Source organism: Streptomyces sp. NPDC102514, assembly GCF_055584525.1.
Genome location: NZ_JBVJLW010000003.1, coordinates 522,233 through 543,359 on the forward strand (window position 1 = coordinate 522,233; position 21,127 = coordinate 543,359).

The 21,127-nt window shown below is 71.1% G+C and carries 17 protein-coding genes and 1 pseudogene; 8 read left to right on the top strand and 10 right to left on the bottom strand.

The genetic code is table 11. The features are described 5' to 3' along the window. Positions 1 to 4: 4 nt before the first annotated feature. Positions 5 to 484, bottom strand: coding sequence for a MarR family winged helix-turn-helix transcriptional regulator (locus ACZ60E_RS10485; protein WP_384804293.1), 480 nt, complete (start codon positions 482 to 484; stop codon positions 5 to 7). A 120-nt stretch (positions 485 to 604) separates the two neighbouring features. On the opposite strand from ACZ60E_RS10485, the gene ACZ60E_RS10490 reads away from it, so the two are divergent. Further along, on the top strand, positions 605 to 2,680 hold the full coding sequence (locus ACZ60E_RS10490; RefSeq protein ID WP_384804295.1) for an MMPL family transporter: 2,076 nt from the start codon (positions 605 to 607) through the stop codon (positions 2,678 to 2,680). A gap of 213 nt (positions 2,681 to 2,893) precedes the next feature. Continuing rightward, the gene (gene rox, locus ACZ60E_RS10495) at positions 2,894 to 4,333 is read left to right on the top strand and encodes a rifampin monooxygenase (RefSeq protein WP_469439395.1); all 1,440 of its coding nucleotides are present in this window, start codon (positions 2,894 to 2,896) and stop codon (positions 4,331 to 4,333) included. Here rox and ACZ60E_RS10500 read toward each other — a convergent pair. Continuing rightward, the gene (locus tag ACZ60E_RS10500; RefSeq protein ID WP_469439668.1) at positions 4,297 to 5,106 is read right to left on the bottom strand and encodes a response regulator; all 810 of its coding nucleotides are present in this window, start codon (positions 5,104 to 5,106) and stop codon (positions 4,297 to 4,299) included. The two genes, rox and ACZ60E_RS10500, sit on opposite strands and share 37 nt — an antisense overlap. Before the next feature lie 5 nt (positions 5,107 to 5,111). Next, on the bottom strand, positions 5,112 to 6,497 hold the full coding sequence (locus ACZ60E_RS10505) for a sensor histidine kinase (protein WP_469439397.1): 1,386 nt from the start codon (positions 6,495 to 6,497) through the stop codon (positions 5,112 to 5,114). 211 nt (positions 6,498 to 6,708) lie between these two features. Between ACZ60E_RS10505 and ACZ60E_RS10510 the strand changes: the two are divergent. Both ACZ60E_RS10510 and ACZ60E_RS10515 read left to right on the top strand, forming a co-directional pair. Further along, positions 6,709 to 7,437 (top strand): annotated as a pseudogene (locus ACZ60E_RS10510) (ABC transporter ATP-binding protein); the annotation flags it as partial. A gap of 152 nt (positions 7,438 to 7,589) precedes the next feature. Beyond that, positions 7,590 to 10,034, top strand: a complete 2,445-nt coding sequence (locus ACZ60E_RS10515; protein WP_469439399.1) for an ABC transporter permease — start codon at positions 7,590 to 7,592, stop codon at positions 10,032 to 10,034. Positions 10,035 to 10,062: 28 nt separating this feature from the next. On the opposite strand, the gene ACZ60E_RS10520 is transcribed toward ACZ60E_RS10515, so the two are convergent. Beyond that, entirely contained in the window at positions 10,063 to 10,320 is a 258-nt protein-coding gene (locus tag ACZ60E_RS10520; protein WP_469439400.1) for a hypothetical protein, read from the bottom strand. A gap of 488 nt (positions 10,321 to 10,808) precedes the next feature. On the opposite strand from ACZ60E_RS10520, the gene ACZ60E_RS10525 reads away from it, so the two are divergent. Genes ACZ60E_RS10525 through ACZ60E_RS10535 form a run of 3 tightly spaced genes read left to right on the top strand, consistent with a single transcriptional unit; the run spans position 10,809 to position 13,323 of the window. Beyond that, complete coding sequence (locus ACZ60E_RS10525) at positions 10,809 to 11,618, top strand: alpha/beta fold hydrolase (RefSeq protein ID WP_469439402.1); 810 nt, start codon at positions 10,809 to 10,811, stop codon at positions 11,616 to 11,618. Beyond that, a complete protein-coding gene (locus ACZ60E_RS10530) occupies positions 11,618 to 12,967 on the top strand; it encodes a SpoIIE family protein phosphatase (protein ID WP_469439404.1) in 1,350 nt (449 codons plus the stop codon). Before ACZ60E_RS10525 ends, ACZ60E_RS10530 begins: the two co-directional genes overlap by 1 nt. Beyond that, positions 12,964 to 13,323 (top strand): STAS domain-containing protein, encoded by a 360-nt coding sequence (locus ACZ60E_RS10535; RefSeq protein ID WP_384804311.1) that lies wholly within the window; start codon positions 12,964 to 12,966, stop codon positions 13,321 to 13,323. Before ACZ60E_RS10530 ends, ACZ60E_RS10535 begins: the two co-directional genes overlap by 4 nt. A 58-nt stretch (positions 13,324 to 13,381) precedes the next feature. On the opposite strand, the gene ACZ60E_RS10540 is transcribed toward ACZ60E_RS10535, so the two are convergent. Beyond that, positions 13,382 to 14,380, bottom strand: a complete 999-nt coding sequence (locus tag ACZ60E_RS10540) for an aldo/keto reductase (protein ID WP_469439405.1) — start codon at positions 14,378 to 14,380, stop codon at positions 13,382 to 13,384. 44 nt (positions 14,381 to 14,424) lie between these two features. Next, positions 14,425 to 15,291, bottom strand: a complete 867-nt coding sequence (locus ACZ60E_RS10545) for an SDR family NAD(P)-dependent oxidoreductase (protein ID WP_469439407.1) — start codon at positions 15,289 to 15,291, stop codon at positions 14,425 to 14,427. 182 nt (positions 15,292 to 15,473) lie between these two features. Between ACZ60E_RS10545 and ACZ60E_RS10550 the strand changes: the two genes are divergently transcribed. Continuing rightward, positions 15,474 to 16,337 carry a helix-turn-helix transcriptional regulator gene (locus ACZ60E_RS10550; RefSeq protein ID WP_469439409.1) on the top strand — a complete coding sequence of 288 codons (864 nt, stop codon included), beginning with the start codon at positions 15,474 to 15,476 and terminating at the stop codon, positions 16,335 to 16,337. Positions 16,338 to 16,358: 21 nt separating this feature from the next. On the opposite strand, the gene ACZ60E_RS10555 is transcribed toward ACZ60E_RS10550, so the two are convergent. The 4 genes from ACZ60E_RS10555 to ACZ60E_RS10570 are packed head-to-tail and all read right to left on the bottom strand — an operon-like array spanning position 16,359 to position 21,092. Further along, positions 16,359 to 17,144, bottom strand: coding sequence for an ABC transporter ATP-binding protein (locus ACZ60E_RS10555; RefSeq protein WP_469439411.1), 786 nt, complete (start codon positions 17,142 to 17,144; stop codon positions 16,359 to 16,361). Then, a complete protein-coding gene (locus tag ACZ60E_RS10560) occupies positions 17,141 to 19,009 on the bottom strand; it encodes a branched-chain amino acid ABC transporter ATP-binding protein/permease (RefSeq protein ID WP_469439414.1) in 1,869 nt (622 codons plus the stop codon). The genes ACZ60E_RS10555 and ACZ60E_RS10560 overlap by 4 nt, the downstream gene beginning before the upstream one ends. Continuing rightward, positions 19,006 to 19,875, bottom strand: coding sequence for a branched-chain amino acid ABC transporter permease (locus tag ACZ60E_RS10565; protein ID WP_469439416.1), 870 nt, complete (start codon positions 19,873 to 19,875; stop codon positions 19,006 to 19,008). The genes ACZ60E_RS10560 and ACZ60E_RS10565 overlap by 4 nt, the downstream gene beginning before the upstream one ends. Positions 19,876 to 19,910: 35 nt before the next feature. Further along, a complete protein-coding gene (locus tag ACZ60E_RS10570; RefSeq protein ID WP_469439418.1) occupies positions 19,911 to 21,092 on the bottom strand; it encodes an ABC transporter substrate-binding protein in 1,182 nt (393 codons plus the stop codon). Positions 21,093 to 21,127: the final 35 nt, after the last annotated feature.

Here is a 21,127-nt window from a genome sequence, read left to right on the forward strand (position 1 = left end):
CCGGTCAGCGCTCGTTGCTCAGTTCGCTGTTGAGGGCGTGGAGGAAGTCGGCGATCGTCTCCAACTGCTCGGGGGTGAACTTCTGGCGCGCGGCCTCCGTACTGCGCGCCAGCGGGCTGAAGTACTCCCGGGCGAGCGCACGGGCGCCCGCGTTGTAGGTGAGGTGGACCACCCGGCGGTCGGTGCTCTCGCGCGTGCGGCTGATGTGGCCCGCGCGTTCGAGCCTGTCCAGGCAGGCCGTGACGGCTCCGGAGGTGAGATCGAGGCGCTCCCGCAGGCGCGAGGGCGTCATCGGCTCACCGTCGGTCGCCGAGGCGTCCAGGATGGCGGCCAGCGCGTGGACGTCCGTGGCATGCAGTTCGTTGGCCTGGGCAAACGAGTGGGCGATCCGGTTGAACTCGCTGTTCAGCGCGCGCAGCAGGACGGCGTAGGCCTGGAGATCGCTGGCGGGGCCTTCATGGCTGTCCGAACTGTTGGGCTGCATGGGACAAGGATAATATCTCTCAATGGTTGAGATACTTTCTCTTTGAGATATCTTTGCCCTCGACCGCTGTCCGGTCCTTGTCCTGCGCCACGCCTGTTGGGAAAGCTGTTGAGAAAGTCAATGAACTCCGTGCGCCGACCCGCCCGATGGCTGGTCCCCCTGGTTCTCGTCGTCGTCTGGCTCGGCCTCGGCGGAGCGTTCGGCTCCTACGCGGGCAAGCTCGGGGACGTGTCCACGAACGACCAGGCCGCCTTCCTGCCGCAGAACGCCGAGTCCACCAAGGTCATCGAGCAGCAGAAGGCCTTCGCCGAGCGGGAGACCCTGCCCGCCGTCCTCGTCTGGACCGCCGACGGCGGCGGTGAGGTCTCCACGGCCCAGCAGGACTCCGCGACCAGGGTCCTGGAATCGCTCGCCGATGTGGAGGGCGTCGAGAGCAGGCCCTCACCGGCCCTGCGCTCGCAGGACGGGGCGGCCCTGCAGGGCGTGGTCCCGCTGCGCCCTGATCTCGGGGAACGGCTCGGCGAGGTGCTGGACGAACTGGAGCGGGCCGCGGGTGACGTCTCCGGGACACGTGTCCAGATCGCCGGGCCCGCGGCCACCCAGGGGGACCTCGGCGAGGCCTTCGCGGGCATCGACGGCATCCTGCTGGGGGTGGCCCTGGCAGCCGTTCTGCTCATCCTGCTGCTGGTCTACCGCAGCGTTCTGCTGCCCTTCATGATCATCATCAGCGCCGTCTTCGCCCTCGGCATCGCCTGCGCCATCGTCTACGTGCTGGCCGACCACGACATCGTGCGCGTGGACGGTCAGGTGCAGGGCATCCTCTCGATCCTCGTGATCGGCGCCGCCACCGACTACGCCCTCCTGCTGACGGCGCGTTTCCGTGAGGAACTCGCGCGCAGCGACGACCGTTTCCACGCCGCGTGGAAGGCGCTGCGCGACTCCTTCGGCGCGATCACCGCCAGCGCCGCGACCGTCGCCCTGGGGCTGCTCGCCCTGCTGCTCAGCGACCTGACCAACAACCGTGCGCTGGGTCCCGTCGGGGCGATCGGCATCGTGTGCGCCGTCCTGACGACCCTGACGTTCCTGCCCGCGGTGCTCGCCCTCATGGGCAAGGTGGCCTTCTGGCCCGCCAAGCCCCGCTCGGCCGACGCGGAGACGGGCGGACACGGGATCTGGCGGCGCGTCGCCCACTGGGTGGACACGCGTCCCCGGCGGCTCTGGATGGCCTCCGCCGCGCTGCTCGTGGCGGGTGCGGCGTTCTTCCCCGCGCTCCAGTCGAAGGGGGTGCCCCTGGACGAACTGTTCGTCAACGACGCACCGTCCGTCGCGGCGCAGGAGACCCTGGGCAGGCACTTCCCCGGCGGCTCCGGCCAGCCGGTCGTGATCATCGCGGACGCGGACCGGCGTACGGAGGTCACGCGCGCCGCGGCCTCGACGAAGGGGGTCGCCGAGGCACAGGCGGTGACCTCGTCGGGTCGGCCGGGCGGGAAGCCGCTGGTCGTGGACGGCCGGGTACGCATCGACGCCGTCCTGGACGCCGCGCCGGACAGCGACGCGGCGAAGAGCACGGTGCAGAAGCTGCGCGACCGGCTGCACACGGCCGACGCCGACGCCCTGGTGGGCGGCTACACCGCGCAGCAGTACGACACCCAGCGCACCGCGGAGCACGACCGGACGCTGATCATCCCTGTCGTCCTGGCGATCATCCTGTTGATCCTCGTCGTCCTGCTGCGGTGCCTCCTGCTGCCGGTGATCCTGGTGGCCACCGTGGCGTTGAACTACCTCGCCACGCTCGGGATCGCGGGCCTGGTGTTCCGGCACGGCTTCGGCTTCTCCGGGACGGACGCCTCGGTGCCGCTGTACGGGTTCGTGTTCCTCGTCGCGCTCGGCGTCGACTACAACATCTTCCTCATGTCGCGCGTACGGGAGGAGACACTGCAACTGGGCACGCGGCAGGGCATGTTGCGCGGACTGATCGCCACCGGCGGCGTGATCACCTCCGCGGGGGTGGTGCTGGCCGCGACCTTCGCCGCCCTGATCGTCATCCCGCTCGCGTTCCTCGCGCAGATCGCCTTCATCGTCGCCTTCGGCGTGCTGCTCGACACGATCGTGGTGCGCTCGCTGCTGGTCCCGGCCCTGGTACGGGACATCGGTCCGGCCGTCTGGTGGCCCGGCCGCCTCGCACGCCGACCGTAACCGGCGGGGGCGGCTGCCGGGGGCGCGGCCGTTCGCGGCTCGGCCGTCCGGAGCAATGAAGAAGGCAAGGAGTCGTGTGCTCCTTGCCTTCTTCAAGCTATAGCGCACCGGGGGGCTTGCCGCAAGACCCCGGTCGTGACGCAGAATCACCGGCCGAAGCCGAAAACCACCGGACCGGCTTCGGAGTTTCTACGTCGTTGAGTTGGGGTTCTGATGACTGACGTGATCGTTGTGGGCGCGGGACCGACCGGCCTGATGCTGGCCGGCGAGTTGCGGCTGCACGGTGTGCACGTGGTGGTGCTGGAGAAGCTGACCGAGCCGACCGCGGAGACCCGGGGCCGCGGCCTGCACACGCGCAGCGTCGAGGTGATGGATCAGCGCGGACTGCTGGACCGCTTCCTCGCGGTCAGCGAGAAGTTCCAGGTGGGCGGCTTCTTCGGCGGCATCATGAAGCCGTGGCCGGACCGGCTGGACACGGCCCACCCGTACGGCCTGTCCACTCTGCAGCCGGTCACCGAGCGGCTGCTCGAAGAGCGGGCCCTGGAACTCGGCGCCGAGATCCGGCGCGGCCGTGAAGTGGCCGGGCTGAGCCAGGACGAGGACGGGGTGACCGTCGAGCTGACGGACGGTACGCGCCTTCGTTCGCGCTATCTCGTGGGGTGTGACGGCGGGCGCAGTGTGGTGCGCAAGCTGCTCGGCGTCGGCTTCCCCGGCGAGCCGGCCACGGTCGAGACGCTGCTGGGCGACATGGAACTGACCGCGGACGCGGCGACGGTCGACGCCGTCGTCGCGGAGGTCCGCAAGACCCAGCTGCGGTTCGGCACCATCCCCAACGGCGACGGAACGCACCGCGTGATCGTGCCCGCCGACGGGGTGGCCGAGGAGCGGGCGACCGCGCCGACCCTCGACGAGTTCAAGCAGCGGCTGCGGGACGTCGCGGGCACCGACTTCGGTGTGCACTCGCCGCGCTGGCTGTCCCGGTTCGGTGACGCCACCCGGCAGGCCGAGCGCTACCGCGTCGGGCGGGTGCTGCTGGCGGGCGACGCGGCGCACATCCATCCGCCGACCGGCGGGCAGGGGCTCAACCTCGGTGTGCAGGACGCCTTCAACCTCGGCTGGAAGCTGGCCGCCGCGGTCGACGGCTGGGCACCGGACGGGCTCCTGGACAGCTATCACGACGAACGGCACCCGGTGGGCGCCCGCGTGCTCGACAACACCCGTGCGCAGATCACGCTGTTGGGGACGGACGCGGGTGCGGTCGCGCTGCGGGAGCTGTTCTCGAAGCTGATGGACTTCGAGGAGGTGAACCGGTACGTGACCGAGATGATCACCGCGGTCGGGGTCCGCTACGACTTCGGCGAGGGCCACGACCTGCTCGGCCGCCGTATGCGGGACATCGAGCTGAAGCACGGCCGCCTCTACTCGCTGATGCACGAAGGACGCGGTCTGCTGCTCGACCGGACCGGCGGCCTCTCGGTCGCGGGCTGGACGGACCGGATCGACCACGTGATCGACCCCGTCGCCGACGCCGGCGGGCAACTGGACGTACCCGCGGTCCTGTTGCGCCCGGACGGCCATGTGGCGTGGGCGGGCGACGACCAGCGGGACCTGCTCGCTCACCTGCCCAAGTGGTTCGGCAACGCGGCCGGTTGAGCGTCCGCGCCGAGTCCCGACGAGGCCTGGGGTGTGGGCCCGGTGAGCCCGGTGGGCTGCTCGGCTGCCTCGTGGGTGCCGGCACTGACCAGTCCCGTCTCGTAGGCGACGATGACGGCCTGGACCCGGTCGCGGAGCCGGAGTTTGGCGAGGATGCGGGCGACATGCGTCTTGACGGTCGTCTCGGCCAGATGGAGACGGGCGGCGAGTTCGGCGTTGCTCAGTCCCTGGGCCAGCAGGCCGAGGACCTCCAGCTCGCGCGGGGTGAGCGGGGCGAGGTCGCGGTGGAGGGCGGCGGCGTCACTGCCGCGCCGGGTGAACCTCCGCACCAGGCGGCGGGTGATGGCGGGGGCCAGGAGGGCGTCGCCGGTACGGACCGTGCGGATGGCCGCGGTCAGCTGCTCGGGGGTGACGTCCTTGAGGAGAAAGCCACTGGCCCCCGCGGACAGCGCCGCGTAGACGTACTGGTCGAGGTCGAAGGTGGTCAGGATGATGACGCGCGGTGCGCCGGGAGCGTCCGTAGCTCCGAGAACGCCAGGAACACCGGGAGCGCCGGTGAGGATGCGGCGGGTGGCCTCCAGGCCGTCCATCTCGGGCATCCGTACGTCCATCAGCACCACGTCGGGGCGTGTACGGCGGACCGCTTCGACCGCCTCGGTCCCGTTGACCGCCTCGGCGACGACGTCGATGCCGTCGGCGCCGAGGATCAGCCGGAACCCCGTACGCACCAGGGTCTGGTCGTCGGCGAGGACCACCCGCAGCGGCTCGGTCACGGTGTTCACGGTGTCTCCAAGGGGACTGTCTCCAGGGGGATATGGGCCTCCACACGGTAGCCGCCGGTCAGGCGCCGGCCGGTTTTCAGGGTTCCGTCGTGGACGGCGAGGCGCTCGCGCAGACCGATCAGCCCCCGGCCGCTCCCGGCCGCCGCGCCCGTGCCCGGCCGTCCACCGGTGTCGGTGACTTCCACCCGGAGCCGCTCCGGCGCGTATTCGACGGTCACGGCGGCGGTGGCGCCGGACGCGTGCTTCACGGTGTTGGTCAGGGCTTCCTGGACCACGCGGTAGGCGGCGAGTTCGAGGCCGGGCGGGAGAGGACGGGGTGGTCCCGTCACGGTCAGGGCGACGGGCAGCCCGGTGTCCCGGACCCGTCCGACGAGCTGGTCCAGCTGGTCCAGGCCGGGTTGCGGGGCCAGCTCCATCACCGCTGTACCGGCCGGGTGCGTACCGTCGCCCGTCGCCTTGGTCCCGCCCCCACCCCCGTCCTCGTCCTCGCCTGCGCCTTCGGCGGCCATGGTGAGCAGTCCCATGACATGACGGAGTTCGGTCATGGCGGCCCGTCCGCCCGCCTCGACGGCGAGCAACGCCTCACCCGCCTGTTCGGGCGACGTCTTCATGATCTTGCGGGCGGCACCCGCCTGGATGATCATCACGCTGACGTTGTGCGTGACGACGTCGTGGAGTTCGCGGGCGATCCTGGCCCGCTCGTGCTCGACGGCCCGGCGCAGTGCCCGGGTCTGTTCGCGTTCCAGGGCGGAGAGTCTGGTGCGGCCCTCGTCGGTCCGGAGTTTCCAGGTCCGCAACCCGACCGCCGCCACGGCCATGGGGACCAGGATCAGCAGCGCGATGTACTCGTTCGGGACGATCGGTGTCACCGAGTTGCCCGAGGTGCCGACCAGGACGACCGACACCGGCAGTGCCACCAGCGTCGCCACCCGGTACGGGCTGTACACGGCGGCGCTGTAGACGGCGACGACGTACGCGTAGAAGGTGAGCCGCAGAACGCTCTGAGGTGTCGCCAGGGTCGCGGCCGTCACGACGTACAGCACGGCGAGCGGATAGCGGCGGCGCAGCGCCAGGGCACCCGAGGCGACGGCCGCGAGGGTCACCATGAAGGCCATGCCCGCGGGGCCGGACGGACGCGGAACGACACGCTCCACGCCGGGCGCGATCTCACGGATCACGACGTTGTCGGCGTTGTCGATGCCGTAGTAGACGGTGGTGATGCCGAGTACCAGGGCCGTCAGCACATCGAACTGCCAGGCGCCCCGGGTGGGCCGCAGCCGTGGACCGCTCGGCAGCCCGGCGTCGCGGACCGCCCGGCGGGCGGCTTCCCACAGCCGCGTCGGCGTCGTACGTACGTCCGTCACCGGTTCTGCGTCCGTCACCGGTTCATTGTCGCCGTCGCGCGGCCCGGCGGAGTCCGTCCTGATGGTCGTTCTCACCGCACGGGATACATCGCCCGCCTACATCGCAGGGATGACGTTCCGGGGAATCGTCCCGGCGCGGTACCGCAATGGGTTCGGGCGGGCGATGTGTACGGGCCGGTCCCGCTCCTAGCGTTCACGCAGTCAACTCCCCCAGCGCAAGGAGCATTTCGTGACCATGCCGGTGATCGAACTGCGGGAGGTGAGCCGCCGCTACGACGACGGCCCGCCCGCTCTGCACGAGGTGTCACTGACCGTGCGCCCCGGCGAGGCCGTCGCGATCCTCGGCCCTTCCGGCAGCGGCAAGTCCACACTGCTCAACCTGATCGCGGGCCTGGACCGGCCCGACACGGGAACCGTCACCGTGGACGGAGTGCGGGTGGATCGGCTGGGCGAGGCCGGATCGGCGCTCTACCGGCGGTCGAAGGTCGGCATGGTCTTCCAGTTCTTCAACCTGCTCGACGATCTGACCGTCACCGACAATGTCGCCCTGCCCGCACGCCTCGCGGGGATGGCACGCGGCGAGACGGACCGCCGGGCGGCGGAACTCCTGGAACTGCTGGGCATCGACCAGCACGCCCGCGCCCATCCGGGGCGGCTGTCCGGCGGCGAACGTCAACGCGTCGCGGTGGCGCGGGCGTTGATGAACCGGCCGGCGCTGCTCCTGGCCGACGAGCCGACCGGCGCGCTGGACACGGCAGCCGGACAGGACGTCAGCAGGCTGCTCCGCGAGGTCAACGCCGAGGGCCAGACCCTCGTCGTGGTCACGCACGACCTGGCCCTGGCCCGGTCCTGCACGAACCGCACGGTGCGGATCGCCGACGGACGGATCATCGACGGCCGGATCGTCGAAGCCGTCCGGGAAGACGTCCGGTCGGACGCCGTCGCGCCGGATGCTGTCGCGTCGGCTGCCATCGCATCGAATGCCGCCGCCTCGCAGAGCGCCGCCTCGCAGAGCGCCGCCTCGCAGAGCGCCGCCTCGCGGGCCGACGCTTCGGAGAGCGCCGCTTCGGAGAGCGCCGCTTCGCAGGCAGTCGCTTCGGAGGTCCGTCGATGAGTGCCCTCGGCAAGGTGGTGCGCTCGGGCGTGCGCCGCCGCCGTGTGCAGACGCTGGTGATCGGGCTCGCCACGATGATGGCGGTGACCGTCTCCGTCCTCGGCGGATCACTGCTCGTGGTGTCCGGCGCACCCTTCGACGACGCCTTCGCCAAGCAGCACGGCGCGCATCTGTCCGTGCGGTTCGACGCGGGCAGGGTGAGTGCCGGGCAGTTGTCGAAGTCCAAGGGCGCCGAAGGGGTGAGCAGCGCGGCCGGGCCGTTCCGTACGGCGACGGTCACCCCGCGGTCGGACGGAGGCGGCCCCGGCGGGCCGTTGACCGTGGCAGGCCGGGGCGATCCCGGCCGGGACGTGGACGAGGTGACGCTGCTCGACGGGCGGTGGCCCGCCCGTTCCGGTGAGATCGCGCTGTCCGCCGACTCCCCCCTCTTCCCGACCCTGGGCATGAAGATCGCCTTCCCCGACCTGCCCGGCGGTACGGAACTGAGGGTGGTCGGCGTCGCCCGCTCGGTCACACGGACCGCCGACGCCTGGGTGGTCCCGTCCCAGCTGCCGGAACTCACGGCATCCGGCAGCGGCGGTTACCAGATGCTCTACCGCTTCACCGACGCGGACACCGCCGCGCAGATCAGCGCGGGCGGCAGGGCCGTGACCCGATCCCTGCCGTCCGGGGCAACCCTCGGCAAGCAGTCCTGGCTCGCCGTCAAGGAGTCCGCCGAGCGCGAGACCGCCGTCTACGTGCCGTTCCTCATGGCGTTCGGAGCCCTGGGGCTGGTCATGTCGGTGCTGATCGTCGGCAACATCGTCGCGTCGGCCGTCGGCACCGCAACGCGCCGCATCGGCATCCTCAAGGCCGTGGGTTTCACCCCGGCCCAGGTCGTGCGGGCGTACGTGGGTCAGGCGCTGATCCCGGCCGTCGGCGGTACGGGCCTCGGTGTCGTCGCCGGTCATCTGCTCGCCGTCCCCGTCATGGCTGAGACCGGGGAGGTGTACGGCATCTCGTCCCTGGCCGTCGCCCCCTGGGTCGACGTCACAGTGATCGCCGGGGTGCTCGGACTGGTGGCCGCGACCGCGTGGGCGAGTGCCTGGCGTGCCGGCCGGCTGCGTACGGTCGACGCGCTCGCCACGGGCCGTACGGCTTCGGCGGGACGCGGCCGGTGGGCGGTCCGCCTCGCCGGACGGCTGCCGTTGCCGCGGCCCGTCGCCCTGGGCCTGGCCCGGCCCTTCGCACGGCCCGTCCGCGCGCTGGCCATGGGCACGGCGATCCTGTTCGGCACCGTCGCCGTCACGTTCACCGTGGGGATGGGCGCCTCGCTCGGCCAGGTGATGGAGGCGAAGGCGCACGACGTCGCCGATGTGGTCGTGCCCGCGCCCCTGCCGGACATCGGCCCCCAGGGACCCCACGGACCGCCAGATCCGCAAGGCTCCCGGAACCCCCGGGACTCCGGCGCCGGGAAGCAGCCCGCGGCCAAGGCCGATCCCGCCGCGGTCGCCACCGCCGTCGAGGCCGCCACCGGAACCGGGAAGTACTACAGCGCGGCGACGGTACGGGCGGCCGTGTCCGGGCTGACCGGCACCGTCGACGTGATCGCCTTCACCGGAGACGCTTCCTGGGGCGGCTACACGATGGTCTCGGGCCGCTGGTTCAACAGGTCCGGCACCGACGAGCTCGATAACGACGGGCGCGGTACCGGCAAGCCCGGTGAGGCCGTGGTCCCGACCCCCTTCCTGGCCGCCACCGGCGCCCGTATCGGCGACACCGTCACCCTGGACGGGCTGGCCGAGCCGGTCACGGTCCGGATCGTCGGTGAGGTTCTCGACCCCCGCAACGACGGCATGCAGGTCTTCACCGACGTGTCGACACTCGCAGGCGCCCATCCCGACCTGACGGAGACGAGCCATCACATAGCGGTCGCGTCTGGGACGGAGGTGACCGGCTATGTCGCTGCGCTGAACAAGGACCTGGCACCGCTGGGCGTCACCGCTCAGGCGGGCGGGCTCGGCGCCGGCGGTGACATGGTCGTCACGCTCAACGCGCTGTCCGCGATCCTCACGCTGATGCTGGTCGCCGTCGCCGCGCTCGGCGTGCTCAACGGCGTCCTGCTCGACACCCGCGAGCGCGTCCGGGAGATCGGGGTCCACAAGGCGCTCGGCATGACGCCCCGGCAGACCGTCGCGATGGTCCTGACGTCGGTCGTCCTGACCGGACTGGTCGCGGGCGCCCTGGGCGTGCCGCTCGGCGTGGCCCTGCACGGCTGGGTCCTCCCCGCGATGGGCGACAGCGTGGGGCTCCGCCTCCCCGGTTCCGTCATCGCCGTCTACCACGCGACCGAACTGCTCCCCCTCGTACTGGGCGGCCTGCTCATCGCAGCCCTGGGCGCGCTCCTGCCGGCCGGCTGGGCCGCCAGATCCCGAACGGCCACGGCTCTGCGCACCGAATAGGCGTGAGGCGCGTTGCGAGGAGAGGTCTTCACAGCCGCCGGACGCGCAGTACGCCGGTCATCATCGGGAGCGTGAACTCAGCGCGAGCGGTCCCCGGCCGGCTCACGACGTACGCGCGGATCCGGTCCAGCGTGGCCCGGCGTTCCTGCCCCGGCATGACCGGCAGCCCCGCGCGCGTCGCGACGGTCGCGACGAGGGAGTCGGCTGTACGGCACTGCCCATGCGGGAAGGCGACCAGCTCCGCCGAGCCGAACCGGGCGGTCACGCCCGTCGCCGGACGGGGCATACGCGCGACCGGAGGGTGCCTGTCCGTCGCCGGAGGCTGCCTGTCCGTCGCCGGAGGGTCCGTGTCCGAAGGCGGAGAATGCATGTCCGCCGTCTCCGCGCGCCAGCCCGCGGGTGTCACGCTGGCCGACGGCCGCGCTCGCCCCGATCCGGGCGATCTCGGGTCCCGCGACGGCCATGTCGAACCAGTGCATGGCGTTGCCCGCCCTCACGGCATCGACGGACCCGGCGGGCAGCGGGATCGTCTCGGCGCTTCCCGGCAGGGCACGGGCTTCCGGCAGCGCGCGGCGCAGTTCGGTCAGCCGGGGCACCCTGTGGGGGCTGCCGATGTTCCGCCATCCCGCGTCACCGCTTCGGTGGCGTCCGCCCGACGGCACACCGAACGGCGTACGGAGGGACGCCTGCGAGCCGGGCGCGGCCGTGGGCCGAGGCGTACCGGGCAGGTCCTCGAACCGCGGGGACCGCCTCCGGTCTGCGAGGATGCTTCGTATGAATGTGCGGCATAGGAACCATGTGACGGTGTCGGGGCGGCCCGGCGGGCCCGTGGTGATGCTGGCGCACGGGTTCGGGTGCGACCAGAACATGTGGCGTCTGGTGGCCCCGGCGCTGGAGCGTGATTTCACCGTCGTGCTCTTCGATCACGTGGGCGCGGGGAACTCCGATCTGTCGGCATGGAGCCCGGAGCGGTACTCGACGCTCGACGGGTACGTGGAGGACGTGCTGGAGCTGTGCCGGGAGCTCGCGCTCGGTCCCGTGACGTTCGTGGGGCATTCCGTGAGCGCGATGATGGGTGTGGTGGCCGCCGGCCGGGAGCCCGAGGCGTTCGCCGGGCTCGTGCTGCTGGCGCCCTCGCCGCGGTTCGTCGACGATCCCGCGACCGGTTACCGGGGCGGGTTCGACGCCGAGGACATCGATGAGCTCCTGGGATCGCTGGACGCGAACTATCTGGGCTGGTCGGGCGCCATGGCCCCGGTGATCATGGGCAATCCGGAGCGACCGGAACTGGGTGAGGAGCTGACCAACAGTTTCTGCCGCACCGATCCGGACATCGCCCGGGTCTTCGCCCGGGTGACGTTCCTGTCCGACAACCGCGAGGATCTCGCCCTGGTCGAGGTGCCCACGCTGGTGGCCCAGTGCGCCAGTGACGCGATCGCTCCGCGGGAGGTGGGCGAGTTCGTGCAGGCCCGGATTCCGGGAAGCCGCCTGGTGACGCTCGACGCCACCGGACACTGCCCGCAGCTCGCCGCTCCGGAGGAGACCACGGCGGCGATCACCTCGTTCGTCGAAGCACTCGCCTGATGGGCACGTCCGGCGACGAGGAGGACGGGGTGGCCGAGGCGGGCGGGGTGGGTGAGGCAGGCAGAGTGGATAAGAGGGGCGGGACAGCGGGCGGCTGGGGCAAGGGCGACTTCGGCTCCTCCGACGATCGGGCGCAGTTCTCCGCGCTGCTGGAGGACAGCGTCGAGGATCTGTACGAGCACGCGCCCTGCGGTTATCTGTCCACCCTGCTGGACGGCAGGATCGCGAAGGTCAACACCACGCTGCTGAACTGGCTGGGCTACGAGCGGGACGACCTGCTGGGCCGCAGACACTTCTCCGACCTGCTGACCGTCGGCGGCCGGCTCTACCACGAGACCCACTTCGCCCCGCTGCTGAGAATGCAGGGCGAGGTCAGCGGCATCGCCCTGGAACTCAAGACCGCCGACGGCTCCCGCCTGCCGGTCCTGGTCACCTCGACCGTGCGCACGGGCAGGGACGGGCAGCCGCTGCTGATCCGTACCACCCTCTTCGACGCGCGCGACCGCCGCGCCTACGAGACCGAGCTGCTGCGCGCCCGCAAGGAGGCCGAGCGGGAACGCGAACGCCTCCAGCGCCTGGCCGCCACCCTGCAGAAGACGCTCCTGCCGCCGGCCCTGGCCAACGTGCCCGGCCTGGACGTGTCCGCGTACTACCACATCGCCTCCGTCGACGAGGTCGGCGGCGACTTCTACGACCTGTTCCCGCTGGCCGAGGGCACCTGGGGACTGTTCCTGGGCGATGTGTGCGGCAAGGGCGCCGCCGCCGCGGCCGTCACCTCGCTGACCCGCTACACCCTGCGGGCCGCGGCCGTGTACAACCCCGACCCGGTCGCCGTCCTCAGGAACCTGAACACGGTCCTCAACCACGAGTACAACGGCGCCGACCCCCGCTTCTGCACGGTCATCTTCGGTCTGCTGACCCCGGACCCGGACCGGGGCGGCTTCCACGTCACCCTGGCCAGTGGCGGTCATCCGCCCGCCCTGCTGATGCGCGCCGACGGCACCACCGACCATCTGCCCACGCCGGGCGGACAGCTCATCGGTGTCCTGGCCGACGCCCACATCGGCACCACCGCCGTCCGGCTGGCCCCCGGCGACACCCTGCTGCTGCACACCGACGGGCTCACCGAGGCCCACGTCAACGCCGTCGACGGCGAGGACCGCTACGGCGACGACGCCCTTCTCGATTTCGCGCGCACGCTGGCGCCCACCACCGCCTCCGACACCGTCGACGCGATCCGCGACCTGCTCGACACCTTTGGCAGCGGCGTGGACGACGACACCGCCGTCCTGGCCATCCACGTGCCCGGCCTCCCCGTGCCCCGACCTCCCAGTGAAGAGCTGCCGTGACCCAGCACCTGACCCTCCGCACCCGTACCGCTCCCGCCGGAGCGGTCATCGAGCTGGCCGGGGACCTGGACCACCACAGCGCCCCCGAGGTGCGCGCGGCACTGCCGGGGCTCGACCTGCGTCCGGGCCAGCAACTCGTCCTCGACCTCGGCGGTGTCACCTTCTGCGACTCCAGCGGTATCACCGTGCTCATCGCCGCCCGCAATCACGCCCTGACGGCCGGCGCGGGCATCGCCCTGGCCGCCGTCCCCGATGCCGTCAGCCGGATCTTCCGTATCGTCGGCCTGGACCAGGTCTTTCCCGTCCACCCGACCGTCCTGGCCGCCGAAGCCGCCTGGCGGCCCACCGCGAGCTGACACGCTGACACCGGCCGCCGGCCGCCGGGTGCCGAGTGCCGAGTGCCGGGTATCGGGATCACTCCTGGATGGACGCCATGCCCATCGGCGCGTAGCGGTCTCCCGCCGCGGCTCCGACCGGTATCGCGGCGCTCAGCGCGGCGAGGGTCGCGGGGTCGAGCCGGACGGCCGCGGCGGCGACGTTCTCTTCGAGCCAGGTGCGGCGCTTCGTGCCGGGGACGGCTGTGACTCCCTCCTGGGCGAGGACCCAGGCCAGGGCGAGCCGGCCGGCCGTCACGCCGAGCTCGTCCGCCGTCGCGACGATCCGGTCGAGGAGCGACAGGTTCTGCGCCAGGTTCGTGTCGGCGAAACGCGGTGAGGTGCGGCGGAAGTCATGGGCCGGCAGGTCCCGCACCGATCGCACGGCCCCGGTGAGGAAACCGCGGCCGAGCGGCGCGTACGCGACGAACCCGATGCCCAGCTCACGAACCGTGTCGAGCACGCCGTTGACCTCGACGCCGCGGCTGAACAACGAGTACTCGGTCTGCACCGCAGACAGGGGGGCGGTCGCGTGTGCCGCGCGGATGCTCGCCGGGGACGCCTCGCTGATACCGAGGTACCGCAGCTTGCCCTCCGTCACCAGATCGGCGAGGGCGCCGAAGGTCTCCTCGACGGGGACAGCGGGGTCGACCCGGTGCAGGTAGTACAGGTCGATGTGGTCCGTGCCCAGCCGGCGCAGCGAGCCCTCCACGCACGCCCGCAGATAGGCGGGACTGCCGTTGGGGCCGCCGCCGAACCGGCCGTTCTCGTCGAGCGTGACACCGCCGCCCTTCGTCGCCACGACCACTCCGTCGCGGCGGCCCTTCAGCGCCCGTCCCAGAAGTTCCTCGCCGCTGAAGGGCCCGTACATGTCCGCGGTGTCGAACATGGTGACGCCCAGCTCGACCGCGCGGTGGACCGTCCTGACGGCCTCCGTCTCGTCCGGGGTGCCGTACATCGCGGTCATGCCCATGGTTCCCAGGCCCTCGATGGAGGAGACCAGGCCGTGCGCGCCGATCTTGTGAGTCCGCAACGTCATGTCCTCGCCCTGGTCGGTTGCTTCCGAGTAACTGTTCCGGTGGCTCATCGGGTGCCCGCCCCGACGAGGTCGGCGGTCGCGTTCCAGAGCCGGCCGGCCATGGCCGGGTCGAGGCCCGCCCTGCCCGGTCGGCGGAGGGACGGGGAGCCCTTGAAGCCGCCGGGGCCGTCCGGCCCGACGTAGGCGTTGCCGGGTACGTCCTGGGTCGCGGCGTAGAGCACCGACAGGGCCCCGCGCTCCGGCGCGTTGGTGAGGAACGTGAACCGGTTGACGACGTTCGACCGGGAACCGGCCGCCAGCGAGGTACGGGCGATGCCGGGGCTGGCGAGCACCGAGCGCACGGGGCTGCCGGTGGCCGCCAGCCGGCGTTGCAGCTCCAGCGAGAAGAGGACGACGGCGAGCTTCGACGCCTGGTAGGCCCGCATGCCGTTGTGCTTGCGCGTCCGCCAGTCGAGGTCGGCCAGGTCGATCCTCCCCTGCTTGTGCAGTTCGCTGGTGACGTGCACCACGCGGTCGGTGAGGTGCGGGAGCAGCAGCGTGGTCAGCAGGAAGGGGCCGGTGTAGTTGGTGGTGGTCTGCAGATCGAGGCCGTCGGCGGTGCGCGCGGCGGGGATGTCCATCACTCCGGCGTTGTTGATCAGGATGTCGATGTCGCCGGTCCAGGCGTCGGCGAAGGCCCGTACCGAGGTCAGGTCCGACACGTCGAGCGGCCGGATGTCGAAGGTGCCGGGCAGGTCGGCGACCGCCTGGCGGGCCTTCTCGGTGTCGCGTACTCCCAGTACGACGCGGGCGCCGGCCCGGGCGAGTTCGCGTGCCGTGATGAGGCCGAGGCCGCGGCTCGCGCCGGTGATGACGACCGTGCGGCCGGTCAGGTCGGGGAGGTCGTCGGCTGTCCAGCTGTTCGTGTGCATGATTCCTGGCTCCGTGATCCGGGGGCGTGCTGCGGTGAGGGCGTGACGCGTGCCCTGTGATGCGTGGCGATCGGTGATCTCGACATCAGTGAACTCGCCGTGCCAGGACGGTGGAAGGACACGCTCAACCACTGAATGGGAGGTCGTGGATAAGCCCTGCCGGATGTCCAAGGATGGGGACCATGGACCACACGTTCGACCGATCGTCCCTGGGCGCCTTCCTTCGCACCCGACGCGCGGCACTGCAACCCGAGGATGTCGGCTTGCGTCGCGGGCAGCGTCGGCGCGCTCCGGGGCTGCGCCGCGAGGAGGTCGCGGAGCTGTGCACCATGTCCGCCGACTACTTCGCGCGGCTGGAACGCGGCGACGGGCCGCAGCCGTCGGAGCAGATGGTCGCGGCCATCGCGCGCGGCCTGCGGCTGACCCCGGACGAACGCGATCACCTGTTCCTGCTCGCCGGCTACCGCACCGCCCGCCGCGACGCGCGCCTTCACCATGTGAGCCCCGGGCTGATGCGGGTCATGGACGGCCTGGCGGCCACGACCGCGCAGGTCATGGGCCCACTCGGCGAGACCCTGCTGCAGACGCCGTCCGCGGTGGCGCTGCTCGGCCACCAGACCCAGTACACCGGCAACGACCGCAGCGCCACGTACCGGTGGTTCACCGATCCGGTCGCCCGTGAGCGGTACCACCCCGACGAGTACGGCAAGAACAGTCGGACCAATGTGGCGCTGCTGCGGGCGGCCGTCACGCGGGACGGGCCCGGTTCCAGCGCGGCGGATCTGGCGGACGTCCTGCTGCGCACGAGCGAGGAGTTCGCCCGGCTGTGGGAGCGCCATGAGGTGGGTCTGCGGTGGAGCGAGACCAAGCGGTTCGTGCATCCCCAGGTCGGGGAGCTGGACCTCTACTGCCAGCTCCTGCTGGAGCCCGACCAGGGTCAGTCGCTGCTCATCTTCACCGCCACACCGGGCACGGAGAGCCAGGAGAAGCTCGCCCTGCTCACCGTGCTGGGCACCGACCGGTTCGCCGCCGGCCCCACCGAGTGATGCCACCTGGGGGCCGGCGGTTCACAGGCCCAGGTAGATCCGCCGCACCCGCGGGTCCTGGCTGAGTTCCTCGGAGGTTCCCGTCATGGCGACGCCGCCGTTCTCCATGACCAGGCAGTGACTCGTCGCGCCGAAGGTGAGTTTGGCGTTCTGCTCGACGAGAAGCAGGCTCAGCCCTTCCTCGCGCAGCCGTTTCAGTGCGCTCAGGATCTCTCCGACGAGTTTGGGCGAGAGCCCCATGGACGGTTCGTCGAGGAGGAGGATGCGCGGCCCGGCCATCAGGGCACGGCCGATGGAGAGCATCTGCTGCTGTCCGCCGGAGAGCGCCCCGGCCAGCCGCCCGCCCATCTCCCCCAGTACGGGGAAGAGTTCGTGCACCTCGGCCAGCGTGGCCCGGGTCCCGGCGTCCCACCGGCGGGCGTACGCGCCGAGCATCAGGTTCTTCTCGACGGTCAGGCCGGGGAACACATGCCTGCCTTCGGGTACGTAGCCGATGCCGTGCCGGACCATGTCGCGGGCCCGCACCCGGGTCAGGTCGCGCTCGCCCAGGGTGATGCGTCCGCCGCCCCGCGGGACCAGCCCCATCAGGGCCTTGAGCGTGGAGGTCTTGCCCGCGCCGTTGGCACCGATGATGCCCACCGACGCCCCGGGCGCCACGCTGAAGCTGATGGAACTGACCGCGCGGACCCCGCCGTAGTGGACGGACAGGTCGTCGACGGTGAGGGTGGCCGGGGTACCCGTGTCGGGTGCGGTCGTTCGCCGGAAGGGGATCGTCCTCAGCGGACTCAGCGGACTCAGCGGGCTCATCGGGTCGCCTCCTTCGAAGCGGGCGGAGGGGAAGCGGGCGGAGCGGGCGAAGGCTCCGGTTCCGGCCCCGGTTCCATCCCCGGCCCCGGCCCCGAATCCCCGAGATACGCCTCGATGACCTCCGGAGTGGCCACCACCTCGGCCGGTGTGCCCTCCGCGATGACCCCGCCGCTGGAGAGGACGGTGACGCGCTCGCACAGCGACATGACCAGGCCCATGTTGTGCTCGATGAGGACGACGGTCGTGCCGCTGTCCCGGATGGAACGAACGATGCCGGCGAGTTGCCGCACCTCCTCCCCGTTCAGTCCGGCGGCCGGTTCGTCGAGCAGCAGCAGGCGTGGCCGGGCGGCCATGGCGCGGGCGATCTCGATGCGCCGCTGGATGCCGTAGGGCAGGGAGCCGGGCGCGGCCTCGGCGAAGTCGGTGAGTCCGAAGCGGTCCAGGAGTTCCTGGGCCCGGCGGCGCAGTCGCCGCTCGCGGCGGACGACTCCGGGCTGCCACACCGCGTACTGCCAGATGGTGTGGGTCCTCGTGCGGTCGAGGGCGACGAGGATGTTCTCCCGGACCGTCAACTGGCCGAACAGGCGCAGGTTCTGGAAGGTGCGGGCCAGACCGAGGAGGGAGAGCGTGTAGGGGCGGGCGGTGGTGGTGGCGCGGCCGGCGAACCGCACCTGTCCCGAAGTGGCCCGGTAGAAGCCGCTGATCACGTTGAACAGGGTGGTCTTGCCGGAGCCGTTGGGGCCCACGATGCCGCGGATCTCGCCGGAGGCGACCGTGAGGGAGACGTCGTCCAGGGCGCGCAGTCCGCGGAAGTCCTTGGTGACGGACCGGATGTCGAGGAGGGGCCCGGTGGCGGAGGCAGGGGGCTCGACGGCCTCGTACGGCTGGAAGGGGTGCAGCCGGGCACGGCCCTCGCCCGGACTCCCCCGCAGGCGCCGCCGGTTCACGAACTCCCATACGCGGGACGGGATTCCGGCGAGGCCGGTCGGTGCGAAGACGACCATGAGGACGACCACCACGCCGTAGCCGAGCTGTGCGTAGGTCGAGAAGTCGGAGAGCCACTCGCGGATCAGGGTCAGCCCGATCGCGCCGACCACGCAGCCGACGAGGGAGCGCCGGCCGCCGATGACGACCATGGCGAGCAGGATGAACATGTTGCCGATGGAGAAGGTCTCCGGGGCGACATAGCGGATGAGGCCCGCGTACAGCACTCCGGCCAGACCCCCGTACAGGCTGGCGAGCAGGAACGCGGTCATGCGCAGCAGGGGGATTTCCGCGCCCATGGCGCCCGCGGCCAGGGAGTCGTCGCGCATCGCGCGCAGCCGTCGCCCCAGGTGCGTACGGACGACGAAGAGTCCGAAACCGAGGCCGAGCGCGCAGACCACCAACTCCAGGTAGTAGTAGAGGTATTCGCTGGAGAGGTCGATGCCGGGCAGGGTGGGCAGCGGGATGCCGGAGATCCCGTCGGCTCCGCCGGTGACGGAGGCGTTGGTGATCCAGTTGATGAAGCCGAGTGCCAGGCCGAGGGTGACGATCCCCAGGTAGTGGGACTGCATGCGCAGGGCGGGGATGCCGACGAACAGGCCCGTCGCCACGGTCGCGAGCACCGCGACCACGGCCGCCGCCCAGAACCCGTATCCGGAGTCGGTGGTGAGGATGGCGAGCGTGTACGCGCCGACGCCGAAGAAGGCGACCTGGGCGAGGTTGATCTGCCCGGAGATGCCCATGGCCAGTCCCATGCCGATGGCCAACAGGGCGTAGATGAGGGCGATGTTGACGACATGGATGGAGTAGCTGCCGAGGCCGTACGGCAGCAGCCAGGCGGCGACCGCCAGGGCTCCGAGGGTTGCGGCACGGAACTTCACGCGCGGCTCACCGTCCTCTCCCCGAAGACACCCATCGGGCGGATCATGATGGAGGCGGTGAAGACCAGGAAGGTGACGAGCACCGAGTAGCCCTGGAAGTGGCCGGCCGCGAAGGAGTCCAGGACGCCGATCGCGAGGCCGCCGACGACCGCGCCGGGGATGGAGCCGAAGCCGCCGAGCATCGCGGCGGCGAAGCCCTTGATGCCGAGGGCTCCGCCGAGTGAGGCGTCGACGTACAGCATCGGTCCGACGAGACCACCCGCGAGGGCGGCGAGGCCCGCGCCGATGGAGAAGGCGAGGGCGTTGCTGCGGCCCACGTCGATGCCGACGGCGGTGGCCGCCTCGTGGTCCATGGCGACGGCCTGCATGGCGGCGCCGCGCTTGGTGCGCGCGAGGAACCAGGCGAGGCCCAGCACCGCGAGGGCAGCGACGGCCATCACCAGCAGGTCGTACGTGCGTACGCGCACCCCGAACACATCGAGCGGGGCGGCCGGTACGGGTGAGCGGACCGCCCGTCCTGTGGTGCCCCAGATCAGGATGGCGACGGCCTGGAGGACGATGCCGAAGCCGATCGTGCCGATCAGCATCAGGTCGAAGTCCTTGTTCTCCAGGGGCCGTAGCACCCGCTCGATGACCAGGCCGATCGCCGCGGTGACCGCGATGGCGACGACCATGGCGACGGCGAAGGGCAGTTTGTAGGTCAGGTAGAAGGTGGAGGCGGCGTAGGCGCCGATCATGGCGATGTCGGCGTGCGCGAAGTTGACCAGGCCCATGGTGCGGTAGACCAGGGAGAACCCCATGGCGACCAGGGCGTAGACCGCCCCGAGGCTGAGGCCTCCGACGAGTGTCTGCAGTGTCTCCTGCACTTCGGTGCTCCCAGTAGTCCCAGTGCTCCCGATGCCTACTGCTGCGGGACGAGTTCGCCGTCGCGGATGACTCCGATGGTGGTCCTGGTGATGCCGACGCCCGACGCGTCGTACCGGAAGTCGCCGAGGAGACCCTTGTAGTGGGTGTCGCGGATGGCGTCCGCGAGTTCCTGGCCGCTCGCGGCCTTGCTGGTCCTCAGCGCGGTGAGCAGGATGTTCGCTCCGTCGTAGGCCTTGGCGCCGTGGAGTTCCGCCTCCTTGCCGTACGCGTCCTTGTACGCGGCGGCGAACTTCTTCGACGCGGGGCTGGTGTCGTTGCTCAGATAGGGCGAGCTGACGATGGTGCCTTCGACTGCGGTCTTCCCGGCCGTGTCGATGAAGACGGGGGTGCCCTGGGGGGCCGCGCCCGCGAAGGGGGCGGTGATGCCCAGGTCCCGGGCCTGCTTGACGATCAGCCCCGCCTCGACCTCCTCCGAGCCGATGAAGACGACCTCCGGCTTCGTGGACCGGATCTTCGTCAGGGCCGCGCTGAACTCCTTCTGGTCGGTGGTGACCACCTGGTCGGTCGACGGGGTCACACCGAGGTCCTTCACCGCCTTCAGGAACGCGTCGTGCTCGCCCTTCCCGAAGGAACCGTTGTTCGTGATCATGGCGATCTTCTTGTAGCCCTTGTCCTTCACCAGGTGCTGGGCGAGCGTCGAGTCGTAGGTGGTGCTGGTCGGCCCGTTGAGGAAGAGGTACGGGCTCTTCAGCGCGACCAGACCGTCGGACTGGCCTGAGGTGATGTTCGGGATCTTCGCCTGTTGCAGCACCGGACCCATGGCGATGGTCACCGCGCTCTCCGCCGTGCCGATCATGGCGACGTACTTCTCGCTGACCAGCCTGCGGGCGATGTTGGTGCCGGTGGTCGGGTCGCCCTGGTCGTCGAAGAGCTTCAGCTGGATCTTCCGGCCGTCGACACCGCCCTTCTCGTTCCACTCGTCGACGGCGAGCCTGGCACCCTTGTACTCCCAGTCGCCGAGCGAACTGAGCTGCCCGCTCTGCGCGTTGACGACGGCGACCTTGATGGGACCGGAGGACGCCTTGGTGTCGTCGTCCGATTCGCCGGGCGCGCTGCACGCGGTGAGGGCGACGGCCAGCGCGGAGGCGGTGCAGACGGCGGCTCGGACGGTGGTGCGCGTGCCGGTGCGTGGTCGTGGGGTGCTGCTGCGGGTCATGGGGTCACCTCGTTGTGAGCGAGCGGTGAACGGAC